This is a genomic window from Peptidiphaga sp. (genome assembly GCF_057238965.1).
The window spans coordinates 53,227-67,012 of sequence record NZ_DBHHEV010000001.1 but is presented as its reverse complement, the minus strand read 5'-3'; the positions used below and the strand labels follow the sequence as shown (position 1 = coordinate 67,012).

The window sequence follows — 13,786 nt, the reverse complement described above, 5'->3', positions numbered from 1 at the left end:
GTTGCAGGAGAGAAAGCTGAATTTGAACGGTATCAATTTGGACTGCAGTTGCGGCGACGATTTCAGCTACGATTGCTTACCGCTGTTTGAGCCGCGGTTGCCTGCCGCGGTTGCTATTTTTCGCCGTGTTCATGGACTAGTGTTAGGCACCAAATAACCCTGTAGTTGCCGTCATAGTGTTTAAATTGATGCGTCGGATCGAGCGACGTTGGACTGATGGATCCTTTTGGCAGTGGTGCTCTCGCGCGGGTCCACTCGATTCCGAAAGCTGTGCTTGCTACTTAGAGTAGCGGTCGTTTGCTTATCACGTAAGCTCGGGTTACTTATAGTTCATAGACAAGTGAGATGGTTCAAGGAGCGAATTCGCGTTAAGGGATAAGTGAGGTCCAGTGATTCTAAGTCCATTCAGGATGAGCTGCCGGTGCCACGTAGCTTGTTGTGATACTGCGGTAAGTCCGTCACGCAAGTTGAATTCCACAAGGTATTTTGCGCACCGCGTTGGTCGAGGACATTAGATTGAGGCGGATGTGTCTCAATTTTGGTGCGTACTGTTTTTTCTGCTTGAAAGCATTTGACAAACTTGTTCAGACCTCAGTTGTCTACTGGTTGTTACTAGTAAAGGGGTCGACGGCCTTTTGCGGTCGAATGGCCTACGAGACCTGAATGACCCACACTCGTTGTGTACGGGGCGTCGCTGGTTTCTCTATTCTAGTTAGGTTCTGTATGTTTGTAGGTTTGATAGTGACATTTTGTCTATAGGGCCGGCTGAGGCTGAGTGCTGGGTCGTATTTGACTACGATACTCAACCGAATAGAGTATTTCGATAGTTGTCTTTGACAACTAGACGAAGCAAAACTACATCGTGTTAGCTACGTCAGCCGGTTTGGCCTAGCTTTGTGGCAGAGCTGGCAGAATTCACCCAGCTTCGACGGTCGTTTGACTATTCCGCGGTAGTGACTAGTCTCGCCTGTTCTTCCCAAAACTATTCATAGCTATGTGTATGAATTGACTGGTAGGCCGAGTTTCGATCAGTGAACGGTGTTATACGAAAGGCTAATGTTTATCCTGTTCGTTTCACGTGAAACAGTCCAAGGCATTCATAACGTCCTGTCGCTTTCGGGATGCAAATCGTAGATAGCGTATCTGAGTGTGTTCATCGGTCTAACACTAAGTGTTTCTAGGCACCGATTGAACGACGTACTGACGCAATGGTGCGAGACATACGACGGATCTGCCGGTAGGACCTGCTATTTCATTTAAGTAATGTTAGTAACGAGCTGAACGAACACTTCGAATCATACGAGTAAGTTAGTCAGCGTTTGTATTTTCAAAGTGTGTTTGCGATAGTCTTCGGGAACATGTCTACTTGTAATAATGCCGACTTCCCTTAGGTGAGTCTAGCTTTGTCTATGCAGTGAATCGAATGTTAACTAATGATCATGGCCTCTGCTTTGCACGCAGGTTATATGCGGTTAACACGCTGAATGAATAGGACAGTTAGAGCTGAAATACTGTTTGTGCTTTGCAACTGAGCAATCAACTAGAAATTTATACATGTTGTCAGTGCTAAGTTCGTTATAAGGTTCATGAAATGTTAGTAACATTCACGCTTAAGGGAAGTCGCGATCTTAATGCTATCTGGTTGTAAACTGCACTGATCAACGACAACTTTCGGTCAACCCAATTAGTTGACTGTTCCTGTTCGACATCTGTCGCGATCCCTAACTGTGATATCAACGTTTCACGTGAAACAATGAACCGAAACCGGCTTAGTGCCATTAACGGTAGTTGTACAAACGCTAGATAATCATAACAACTATGCATATGCAAAACACTTCCCATTGTTTGCTAAGTACTTCGTGACAAGTACGGTAACCGACGATCGTCCATTAAGGTGGAACCGGGTCTTCGGTCGTATGAGGTTGAAACGGGGTTAAAGTTAGTACATTTGACAATAAACAGATAGCTTCAGTTCGGATACGGAGTTCGACAAAAGAACAAGTGGAGATGTTAAAAGCACGCAGGTACTAGGTTAGTATTCTTGTTCGGCACGGTCCGTTTAGGATGTGTATGTTTCACGTGAAACGTCCCCTTGGCAACGTATCCAGTTGGATAAAAGCAAGGTAAAGGCACTAGTGTAACTGAATTACTTAGCTGCCTTGTTTAGCTACAAGCTGAGATCTACAAGGAATGCTTTCCTAGAGGTAGGAGTTTGTAGAGCTCAGCCATCAAAAAGGCTGACAATACTGGAGCTAATAATAACCCTCTGTGTTGCGCATCGATGTGATAGCGATCTGTCTGGTATCGACTTGAGTAAGTTGACCAGACCACTGGATATTGCCCGTCTGGAACCAGTATTGGAAACTCGGCACCATAGGTTTGCGACGAAGGCCCTGTGCTTCTAGCAATTGAAGGAGTCAGGTACGTACTTGGTTTGTACTCAAAACAACGCAATAGAGACGCCAGTCAAATGTTTGGTGTGCATACCAAGCCAGTAGAGATGGCTGTTTCAGGTTTCACGCAGAATGTGTTGATGAGCCAAATAGTCTGTTGCGATCGTTGTTCACGATGGTTGCGTATGTTCGTTGAGCCGCACGCGTCAGATATCAATGAAAAAGCCGATTGATATACAAACTGTTTGAAGTAGCGTCGTTTACAACCATCTAAGACATCGAAGACTTTGCCAGTTAATAGAGATGCAGTAGATCGAAGCAGATCCCAACTTCCTGGGCCCACATACTAGCGAAATGGACCTAAGGCATTTTTGCTGCGGTATGCGGACAGCATTCTGCCTGTTTGGTACTTTCCGTGCTCTACAGGATTATCGTTGTTTCACGTGAAACCGTAATCTAGATTGAGATCTACTTGATTTGATTGGGTCAGCCTAACCCCATCACATGGGTCACGTAGTCCATTCAGAATATCGTCTTGCAGCTGCTCGTATTGTACGGAAACATGACTAACTACAGATAGACGCTCCAAAGGCTTCTGTGTCTGTATGCCCGTATGTCTTTACCGACGGTGGATTGAGGAAGCAACCAGGGACGCTTGGAACTGATCCAATCACCTATCTTTTAACTTCGTAGCTTTGCCAAGTTGAAGACTGTATACGTACCGATGTGCTATGAGCGGTAAGATCCACTAGAGCTTTCGGCAGCACAACAACATACTTCAAGTACTTCATAGTAGTTGGAGCCAGTTGATGCAGCCCATTTTTCTACTACGGAGATTCCGAAATGTGATAGGGCGACAAAACACAGATTTTACGAGTCAACCATCCTAATCAAACGCCCGTTAGTTTGGTTAAATGTATTGTAATCGATTTGGTTTACTATGACTGAAGGATTTACGAATCTTGTAGTAGGAGCCGTACGGATGTACCGTACTAAAAAAGTATCTGACCGCTTCAACTGCCATTCAAAAGTGGATACGTTCAATTTGGTAAAACCCATACAAACTGCAATCGGATATGGCGCGTTGAACGGTAGGTCCAATGATCGATGTTTCACGTGAAACAGACATTTGTCTAAAGACTTTGTAAGGCGCTTTCGATGACTTTACAGTGCAGACCGTCGAATACGCAGTGGGCTAAGCTAGCTGTACTCTACGAGAAGTGACTGTAGAAGACACAAAGCTTTTGTACTCTATCGACTAAACTGATTCATGATAGCGCTACCAGTATAATCATCTGACTATGTTGCTTGATTCTAAATGATTGGACTATAAAAAGGATTCGCAGTACTGCGTCGTTGCCATCCTCCATGGTGCCGAAAATAGACCGGCTAAGGCTCTATCCACATAGATCTACGTGTACCTTGGGCATTAGCAGCGCCTAGTTTTAGCTTAGAATGGCTAACCTAATAGCCATATGACTATGGCAAGCGTTGCAAACGCAGTCTTCACGCAAGAACCAGTATGATGTTCGTGGAAACATCGATGGTGACAGGCTTGTTGATTTACAAGTTACCGATGATGAGCGTTCCAATTACTATTATGCGGTGGGTGCTTGAGCTGCATTCGAAGCAAGTGTGAACGTGAGCGTTGGATCTTGTATCGAGATAAATCAGCGGCTTCCTATTCGAGGCTGAAGCAAGGGTGTTCCATAATCCCTAAGGGACGAAATGGATCAGCGACGGTAGCTGCACGAGTTGATGACTTGACGTTTCACGTGAAACGTTGAACTAGTAGCCCAAGAAGTTGCCTAAGCATTTCCACTGAATGTCTGACATGTAGGTTACCGAAAGCACCTCCGACTAGAACTAGTTATCTTAGCCTTCCCGCTAGTTAGCGTAGTTCAATCTCCTGTACAACGATCTGGTCTGTAGCAAGTAAACTAGTTGATCGTTGCGAAACTGTTTGGTGCTCTAGACGCATACAGAAGTTTTATCAGCGAGCATATAGATAGGCGGCTGAGGCGTTCAATCTTGTATAAGCTGCAAGGTAGGTATTCTAAACAGAGCGTTGCTCCAATCTCCACTGAGGTTTTGAAGTGACTAGATGCCTGATTGTGTTTCACGTGAAACATAGGCTTATACCAGGTCCGTGAGTAGTGCTTGCTTATTCGCGGTCGTCAAGGCTAAAGGTGTCATATGCGCGTTCCTGTACCTTTGGACGATATCAGGTCGGCCGTGCTGCGAAGGGCTAATCCGCTGCGGGGTTAGACAGAATGATATTAAGTCCATTCATCTGGCGAGACTGTTTCTGAAGGCTGCTGAAGATAAACGCAAAACGTTTTCACCGATTCGAGGCTTTACAAACATCGCATCAAACTGGAATGCAAGTATTGAATACTTGTTGTGTGAATAGAACTGGTGCTACGCATTGTCAGTTGCGCAGTTCCAGTCTAACAGCAGCGCCGTTATGCACGTCGAAACGGAGCAACATGCCGCAACGACAGCTTTTGCCTGTCCTAAATCCGTAAGTTGCTATCGGAACAATGCTATTAGCCTGACGTGTTCAGGGAATCCAGAGTCGAGATCGCTTATACGAAGCTGAAGCTAGTAGATGCGTGAAAGTATCTAGCAAGCTCAATAGTATGCCGACTTAAAGGGTTGACCTAACCAAAACTTGATCTCGCTACGCAACACAGAATCACCTCCCTTTATTTCGCCGCTAGCTAGATCAGAGTTGGCATTACAGAAACTTTGGTTTATATGCCTTCTCAGGGAATCACATAGACTGGCTGTAGATACTTGGCGAATTAAAGCTCAAATCTGTTCTGCATACTAAATGCAAAGGTGTAGGTAACCATGCAACGATCGACGTTGTCGGCACATAGTTGGAGATTTAGACGAGACGAAACTACCCACAGAACGATTGTTGAACTTGCTGGCCCTATTCCGTATCCATGGATGAAACACGCCCTTTTCCTCATGTGAGTGGCACTTCGTTGGGCAGTTCTGACGGATCGGGCACTAGTTTATAGAAACGTGTCCCTATATTTGTCTACCCTATAAGCAGCCATTACGACTTCAAGCATCTGTTAAAGTTTGCTGTTCTGGAGTTTCACGTGAAACACTGCTGACTTAAAAACGCTCTGCAACGTGAGGGCTCGACAATGTTGTTAATGCGTAGAAAGATCTGTGTTGTTTTAAGATTAACGACAAATACGCAATCTAAGGGTAAGGCTGTGATTGGTTAGAAGTATCTGACTGAATAGAAGTAATTACGGAAATGCTGCCATCTTGAACAAATTGCAGAAAGTCACATCGAAAACTTGCTTCGGAACGTCGGAAACGATTTCTAGTCATCGCGAGCTACTGCATTGTCTTTAGCTTTTCTTAGTGTTATAACTCAACGTAGTTATCTTTCCATGGCCAAGCATGCTTCAACTATTTCACAAGTTCAGGTGTGTTCTTGACACACCTTAGGCGGTGGCGGTGATGATGCACTTGAAGGAGGGGGCGCCATCAGCATATCTGATTAGTTTGGTTCGCCTGATGTACTCGATTTGCTTTCTGGCTCTAATGCTTCATCTGTGAAAACAGAACCGCAACTGGAATAGTCTTGAAAGGTAAAAGTGCTGGCATGAACGGCATCGGCGTATCCTCCTATCTATTTCTATGAGTGTTTTTACTCCTGATTAGTATCAGAGAGCGTTGCGCTGTTGTTAGGTGACGTCGTCTACTCGCGAAGTGCTCTAGTCCGTTAGCAAAGTTAGTTGCGGACAATTATGTGTGTTTTACTCAGGAAGGAATAACCTAATGGAACTGGGAAGGAAGGCAATGCACACTCGTCATGACGTTAAAACACAAGAGCTTCAGTTCCACGAAATGGCGAAGCATGTCTTGCGGCCTGAATCTAGAGGCAAAGTGAGAAGCAACAACGCCGTCGGTAACGACGTCTTCGGTAGCCAGACGGCAAACGGCTGAGTCGTAGTCTGGGCAGACTTTAGACTGTGAATGATAGAGTCTCAAACTGCGCACAACGATGTCGACGACTGTTTAGTTTGACGCATGTGAAAATGACTGTCAATGAAGCAAAGATTGAAAATCACGCCAGGTTCCTTTGAATGTTCTCGAGTGTAAAGCAATCCAACATATAGAAGCGCAAATCGAGAATGCCAAGCAAATGTGAGATTGCTTTGCAATGAACGTTTGGAAAATGGCGCAGTCAACCTGTGGAAAAGTCGGCCGCGAAATGCGGTGTGGATCGGACAATTTCAATCTCCGTTTTGCGTAGAATGTGATGAGACGAGAGGAGCGGATACGTGAGTGATCCCATAAGGAAGGCACGAAGGGCGACCGTGCGGGTTACCGAAGAGGAAAGCCCGTGGGATCGCCTGCGAGGCGAAGGATCTCCTCTTGCCAATAGTCTGGCTGAGGACATGAAAAGGCTTGATGCGATCGGGGGGTCGAAGTTCAAGTCTCCGGCGTCGACGAGGATCATCGCGATCGCCAATCAAAAAGGTGGCGTTGGTAAGACCACCACGGCTGTTAATATTGCAGCTGCCTTAGCGCAAGGAGGTCTTAACGTTCTTGTGGTCGATGACGATCCCCAAGGCAACGCGTCCACAGCTTTGGGTGCAAGTAGAGATGAAGACGTCGCGACTCTGTATGATGTGCTAGTTGGAAACGTGACTATGCGCGATGCTATGCAACCGACGGAGAAACTAGAGAATCTCTTTGTGGTTCCTTCGTCGATCAATCTGTCGCTGGTCGACGTCGAACTCGCTGACCAAGATGACCGTATGACCAGGCTTCGGGATACTTTGCGTGAGGGGCTTGCAGCGACCGCTGCTGAGGGAACGCCATTTGACTATGTGTTCATCGACTGTCCGCCCAGTATGTCTCTTTTGCCTATCAATGCGTTGATAGCTGCCAAAGAGGTGCTGATTCCCGTTCAGACGGAATATTACGCTCTAGAGGGTCTTACGCAGCTTCTGCATACAATTGAAGGTGCAAGCGCTTCTCATAATCCCGAGCTTCGAGTCAGTACCATTCTTCTGACTATGTCGTCGAAGAACACCAATCTTTCTGCAGAAGTCGCGGAGAATGTGAGAGACTACTTTCCCGAACAGACTCTTGAAACAGAGATTCCGCGGTCAGTTCGCATTGCTGAATCTCCTTCGTACGGCGAGACCGTCATCACATTTGCCCCCCGCTCCAGTGGAGCTATCGCATATCTGGCGGCGGCGCACGAACTAGCTAATCGAGCCGAGTAAGGAGCAGGACAGGAATGGCCGAACGCAGACGCGGTCTTGGAAGAGGAATTGGCGCCCTCATTCCTTCCGCGCAAAGGGAGTCTAAAGATCGTCCCATTGACGTATTCTTTGGCAGCGGCGTGACGTCGCCGAGTCATGAGAGTGGCAAAAGCCCATCGTCGAAGCAGAAGAAAGCAAAGAACTCTGCTACCCCTAAGGCTGCTGACGACTCTAAGACCGAAGCGGCCGTTGGGACTGCTGCCAAGGTAGAGAAAGCTTCGAAGAAGTCGCCTGGAAACAAACACCGTCCTTCTGGTGGCGGCGATGCATCGAATATGAGCAGCTCATTTCCTCTGAAGGAGAAAAGCGAAGCAACCGGCAAGGGGAAAGACGGTGCCGGGAGGAAAGACGCCGCCGGGAGGAAAGACGCCGCCGGGAGGAAAGACGCCGACAAGGAGAAAGGCACTGGCGGGAGGAAAGATGCCGACAAGGGCCGATCGGCCAGGCGGAAAACAGTTGTCGGCGGTTCGGCAGCCGTCGAGAACTCAGCCGTCGACAGTCATGCAGATGTCGGTGCAAAAGCCGTGAATGCCAATGCGAAAGCCTCCGGTGATTTCGAAGATGACTCTGCTGAAAGCAAGATGGACGGGAAGGCGACGTCGCAGGACGTCGATCGTCCCGCCACACAGAGATCAAAACGGACGAACGTAGCCGCTGACGCTGCGCCTGGGTCGACCGCTGAATCCGCGGAAGCGACTGCGAAGCCTGTGGATACTGTCGTAGAGCGCGCAGAGATGAAACCTTCAAAACTTGAGTCTGCGGAGGCTGTCGTCGAATCTGCGGGGTCCAAGTCCGTTGTCAAGGGCTTGGCAGAAGACGGAGAGGTTTCGTCTGGAAACGGAGAGGCTTCGACGCGAGATGGAGGGGCTTCGTCGGGAGACGAAACGCGAGAAGGGCTCAATCATAGTCAGGCTGCGCCATTCGATGACGAGATACAGACGTCCCCTGCCGATTCGAGAGGGAGCGAAGGAATGCATCCGAACTCTTCCGTTCAGCATAAGACGAGCGTCCGAGCTTTCGACCAAGCGGGCGCCGTCGAGTTTTCCGAGGAAGTCCCCTCCGTGGACGTGAGGCAAAACAAGACAAAAGATTCGAAGAGCTCCGCGTCTCGTGACAGTTCGACGTCCGGAACCACAGAAAATCAGGGCGGGCAAGAGACAGCTGATCCTGCAGCTCGACCCGCTGTTGTGGGCGCAGAGGCTTCGAGCCGGGGTGGCGCCTCCGGTGAAGACGGACATTCAACGCGAGCTGAAGCCTCGACGATTCGCGGCGACGTCGGCGGTGCGGTTGACGAGGATAGGAGCGACAAGCCCGAACTCGACGAAGGCGACAAGTCCATTCAGGCGAGTGGTGAGCCTGTTGAAGGCGGCGTCGGTCGGGCGGAAGTCGGCGACGACTCAGGGGTTAATGAGTCGGAGTCCGTTGACGTTGCAGAGAGCGGCAGCAGCGGTGTCGCAGAGAATGTCCGCCTTGTCGAAAGTGATGGCGAAGCCGAGAGCGGCGGCAGCATGCAAGACGGCCATCTGGAGAACAACGACGAGACCGAGGTCAGTGACGCCGTTGCGAGGGGAAACAACAGCGACGACGTTCTGGCAAAGGATGCGGACCACGCCCAAAATGAGCAAGATGAGGCGGACGAAGGCCTCGTTGAGGTTCCCGGCGCCACCTACGCGGAGCTCCCCCTCGACCAGATAATCCCGAATACGAGACAACCGCGAAATGTATTCGACGAAGAAGAGCTTGAGGAACTGGCAGCTTCGATTCGCGAAGTCGGAGTTCTTCAGCCCGTTATTGTTCGGCCGTTGGCGGCGCCGATTCCCGGGCAACCAAAGGCTCGCTACGAACTCATCATGGGCGAGCGTCGTTGGCGTGCCTCGGAGCTGGCCGGCATTGAGACCGTTCCCGCCATTATTCGGCATACGCAAGATGAGGATCTGCTTCGAGACGCCCTCTTGGAGAACTTGCATCGAGCGGAACTCAATCCGTTGGAAGAGGCGGCCGCCTACCAACAGCTCCTAGAAGACTTTCAGTGCACTCAAGAGGAATTGTCGCGTCGGATCGTGAGGTCGCGTCCACAGATCTCCAACACGCTGCGATTGCTCAAGCTGCCCCCTCTGGTCCAGCGGCGAGTGGCTGCCGGGGTTTTGTCTTCCGGACATGCGCGTGCACTGCTTGGTTTGTCCGACCCTGGCGCAATGGAGAGACTTGCTCAAAAGATCGTCTCCGAGGGCCTTTCTGTGCGACAGGTTGAGGAGATCGTCGCCCTTGGCGACGAACCAACTGCCTCGCCAACTGGCGGACGTAGGCGAGCTAGAAGATACGGCCCTGAACTCGGCGAACTGTCGAGCAGGCTGGCCGACCGCTTCGATACTCGCGTCAAAGTCGAAATGGGGGCAAAGAAGGGGTCTATTAAGATCGACTTTGCTTCAATCGACGATCTCAATCGCATCCTGGGCGTACTCAGCCCCGGTGAGACAGGCGTTGATATAGCCGAGTAGAAGTGCAAAGTGAGCTCTGGCGTTGAGGGTGCGGTTAATATGAATACTGTATCACGACGCGTAGCCGACAAGGTCGTTTTGTCAGTTTGTTTTCACGTGGGTTGGGACGGGGACCCCCGTCCCAACCGCAAGTTGCACGGGAAGGTCGTTGTGGGTCTGAAAGCCCCATATGACATGGAAAGGCCAAACCAATCTAAACGATTCTTGTTGCCCAAAGGACCAAACCGGACTTGAAGCTCCAAACTCACCTGGAAGACAAGACCGAAATTGTCAGTACAAAAGAGTCCGCCAAGGTTGTCGTATTCAAAAGGCTAGCTGCATGATCAGAAGATCGGTTGCTGTGTACAAGAGTTCAGCTGCTGTGATCAGAAGATCGGTTGCTGTGCTTAAAAGTTCAGCTGCCATAATCAGAAGTTCGGTTGCTGTGCTCAGAAGCTCGCCGAGATTCTCGGGCTGAGAAGTTCGTCCATCTGTCAGGCCGATAAAGTCAACAGGCTTTGCCGAACTGACGAAGTCCGACAGGTCGAAATGAAGACAGGATGGACTCAGAGAGTCTGCGCCTTGGAGGAAACCTCTAGGACGAGACGTCCGAGAGCAGACGGTTCCGGTTGTCTAGACGCCGTTTGCACTGGACGGAAAAACCGGATGCGACAGACGGAACGTGCGTGAGGGCGACGGAGATCTAGATTCGGCGGCGAGAATGTGCGTGCGATGGGAATGCGGGTTAGAACCTAGGTGCGACAGAGGGAATGCGTGTGACGCAGGAACGTGCGTGCAACGGACAGAACGCGTGTGACGCAGGAACGTGCATGCGACGGAGGGAATGCGTGTGACGCAGGAACGTGCATGCGACGGAGGGAATGCGTGCGACGGCGGAAATCCGAGCGTACGGCAAGACCTAGTCGCCTGTGCGGCGTGGGACGTGGTTTAAACTATCGCCCATCAGTTAGAGCCGCGTTCAGGATCTCCACGTAGAGATCGTCGACGGTTGTTTCGCTTTCTAAAGCACCGGCTGTTGCAGCTTGAGGGAAGAGCGAAGTCTCCGTCATTCCGGGGGCGACGTTGACGTCAAGGATCCAAGCGCGGCCGGCGTCGTCGAGAATAATGTCCGTGCGTGAAAGATATCTGAGCCCGAGAATGGAATGGGCGCGCTCGGCGGCCTCTTTGACGGCGGCGGTGTCCTCCTCGGAAAGGCGAGAGGGAACGAAGTATTCGGCACGCCCGGCGAAGTAGCGCGCATCGTAATCGTAGGGTCCGTCAGCCGCGATCTCGACCGGAGGAAGAGCGCGGGGCGCGCTTCCAGTTTGGACGACGGACACCGCCACTTCGGTGCCTTCGATGTACTGCTCGACGCGCGCTCGCTCATCGTAGGCAAAACAATCCACCATGGCGCGAGGCAAGCCAGCCGCCGAGGCCACAATGGTCACGCCGAGCGCCGAGCCTCCCTGGGCTGGCTTAACGACCAACGGAAAGTCAAAACGCGCCTTAACGAGGTCGAGGACTTGGCCCACCCCTACCTCGCGGAACAGCTTCTGCGGAATCGTCACCGAATCGGGGACGCTCAGGCCGGCGGCGGAGAGAACCGCGCCCGCCACCGCCTTGTCTGAGGCGATCCTGCATGCGGCAGGGGACGTGCCGACGTAGGGAACGCCGACGAGTTCCAGCAGGCCCTGAAGCGACCCGTCCTCCCCGGTGCTTCCGTGGATGAGCGGCCAAACAACGTCGGGCTGCATAGATTTGAGGGACTGCAGAAGATTGGCGTCGACGTCGAGCACCTTGACGTGCATGCCTGCCTCGGAAAGGACCGCTGCAAGGCGGCGCCCCGAGTGAAGGGACACTTCGCGCTCATGCGTGAGTCCTCCTGCAAGAATCGCCACCGTGAGAGGTCCGGACATTTTTCTCCTTTGGTCGGGGTGACCCGTTTGTTGTTTGGCTTGTTTGTTGTCTGGATCAGGATTGTCGGTTGTGTTGTGGTTGATTGGATTGGATTGAGATCGTTCGGGTTGGGCTGAGATCGATCGGATTGAAATCGATTGGACTGAGATCGGTCGGGTTGGATTGGGGTCGGTCGGGTTGGTCTAAAGGTTGGCCGGGTTGGGATCGTCTGCGACGAGCGGCCGCTGTGCGGCGTCGTCAGAGTCTTTGCGCCGGCCTTACACTCGCGGCCATGCGAACTCTCCAGGCGAAGGTTTGGCGCCGTCGCCGCCGCGCAGGCCGAACATGTCGACGAGCTCAGCCTCCGCGCGAACCACCCTGGCCAGGCGTTGCACGCCCTCGCGAATTCGCTCCGGCGTCGGATAACAGAAAGACAAGCGCATATGGTCCCGTCCTTGGCCGTCGGCATAGAAGGCGGTTCCCGAAACGTAAGCCACCAGATTGGTGACGGCGCGCGGCAACATGGCCTGTGCGTCGAGACCCTCCGGCAGCCTGACCCAGGTGTAAAAGCCGCCTTCGGGGCTATTCCAAGAACACATGGGCATGTACTCTTCGAGCGCCGCCTGCATGGCGCACCCCCGTTCACGGTACATCTCGCGATATTCCTTGACCTGTTGATACCAGTCGTAGGTGCGCAGGTACTCGTTGATCGAAAGCTGCGCGAAGGTAGACGGGCACAGAAGCGCATTCTCGTTGGCGAGGGTGAGCCGTGCGGCGACGGCCGTGGGCGCCAGCGCCCAACCAACGCGGTAGCCGGGCGCGAACGTCTTCGAAAAGGAGCCAAGGTAGACGACGCCGTCGGGGTTGATCGACTGAATGGCCGGGATCGGGTCTCCGTCAAAACCCAGCAAGCCGTAGGGATTGTCTTCAACCACGAGAATACGGCGGCGTTGACAGATTTCAGCGATGCGCGGGCGGCGCTCGGCCGAAAGGCACACCCCGCCCGGGTTGTGGAAATTGGGAATCGTGTAGAGAAACTTTATCGGTTTGCCCTCGGCCTCGAGCTCGTCGATGACGCGCTCGAGCTCTTCGGGAACGAGGCCCTCGGAGTCCATCGGAACGTGCACGACGTTCGCCTGATAGGCCCGAAAAGTTCCAAGGGCCCCGACATACGAGGGGGCTTCCGCAAGGACGACGTCGCCCGGGTTGACAAAAATTTGAGAGATGAGGTCGAGAGCCTGTTGGGAGCCGGTTGTGACGACGACGTCGTCCGCATGGCCGCGAATGCCGTCGGGGCGCATGACCTCGACGATCATCTCGCGCAATTCATCGGATCCTTGGCCTGAACCGTATTGGAGGATCGACGCGCCGCGATCGCGCAGAAGGCGGCTGCTCATCTCCGCGAGGAACTCGAGGGGCAGGCCTTCGATGTTGGGCATGCCTCCCGCGAGCGAGACGACCTCGGGGCGGTTTGCCACCGCGAAGAGCGAACGAACCTCGGACTGCCTCATTCCGAGCGCGCGGTCGGCATAGGTGTTGTACCAGGGGTCCAGGCGTGTGCCGGTGGCAACGGCGGCGCGATTGGCGCTCACCCGGTCGGCGTTCCTCTGCTTGTCGCTCATGGCGTCTCCTTGGTCGACTGTGCGCACCCCGGTTTCCGGATGCGTTCCCGCCGGGAGTGCGACCCTTCTAAGTTTGCCACGGATCGGCT

The 13,786-nt window shown here is 52.1% G+C and carries 4 protein-coding genes; 2 read left to right on the top strand and 2 right to left on the bottom strand.

Annotated elements, in window-relative coordinates:
• Positions 1 to 6,826 precede the first annotated feature (6,826 nt).
• Positions 6,827 to 7,663, top strand: a complete 837-nt coding sequence (locus tag ACO48X_RS00235; RefSeq protein WP_484999457.1) for a ParA family protein — start codon at positions 6,827 to 6,829, stop codon at positions 7,661 to 7,663.
• Between the two features lie 14 nt (positions 7,664 to 7,677).
• Entirely contained in the window at positions 7,678 to 10,200 is a 2,523-nt protein-coding gene (locus ACO48X_RS00230; RefSeq protein WP_484999409.1) for a ParB/RepB/Spo0J family partition protein, read from the top strand.
• 932 nt (positions 10,201 to 11,132) lie between these two features.
• On the opposite strand, the gene ACO48X_RS00225 is transcribed toward ACO48X_RS00230, so the two are convergent.
• Both ACO48X_RS00225 and ACO48X_RS00220 read right to left on the bottom strand, forming a co-directional pair.
• Positions 11,133 to 12,095 (bottom strand): D-alanine--D-alanine ligase family protein, encoded by a 963-nt coding sequence (locus ACO48X_RS00225; protein ID WP_484999407.1) that lies wholly within the window; start codon positions 12,093 to 12,095, stop codon positions 11,133 to 11,135.
• Between the two features lie 258 nt (positions 12,096 to 12,353).
• Positions 12,354 to 13,697 carry an aminotransferase-like domain-containing protein gene (locus ACO48X_RS00220; RefSeq protein ID WP_484999405.1) on the bottom strand — a complete coding sequence of 448 codons (1,344 nt, stop codon included), beginning with the start codon at positions 13,695 to 13,697 and terminating at the stop codon, positions 12,354 to 12,356.
• Between the last annotated feature and the right edge of the window lie 89 nt (positions 13,698 to 13,786).

What these genes read in the sequence shown, in the direction of transcription:
- ACO48X_RS00235 (WP_484999457.1), top strand. Translation starts at nt 6,827, where the DNA reads ATGAAAAGGCTTGATGCGATCGGGGGGTCGAAGTTCAAGTCTCCGGCG.
- ACO48X_RS00230 (WP_484999409.1), top strand. Translation starts at nt 7,678, where the DNA reads ATGGCCGAACGCAGACGCGGTCTTGGAAGAGGAATTGGCGCCCTCATT.
- ACO48X_RS00225 (WP_484999407.1), bottom strand. Translation starts at nt 12,095, where the DNA reads ATGTCCGGACCTCTCACGGTGGCGATTCTTGCAGGAGGACTCACGCAT.
- ACO48X_RS00220 (WP_484999405.1), bottom strand. Translation starts at nt 13,697, where the DNA reads ATGAGCGACAAGCAGAGGAACGCCGACCGGGTGAGCGCCAATCGCGCC.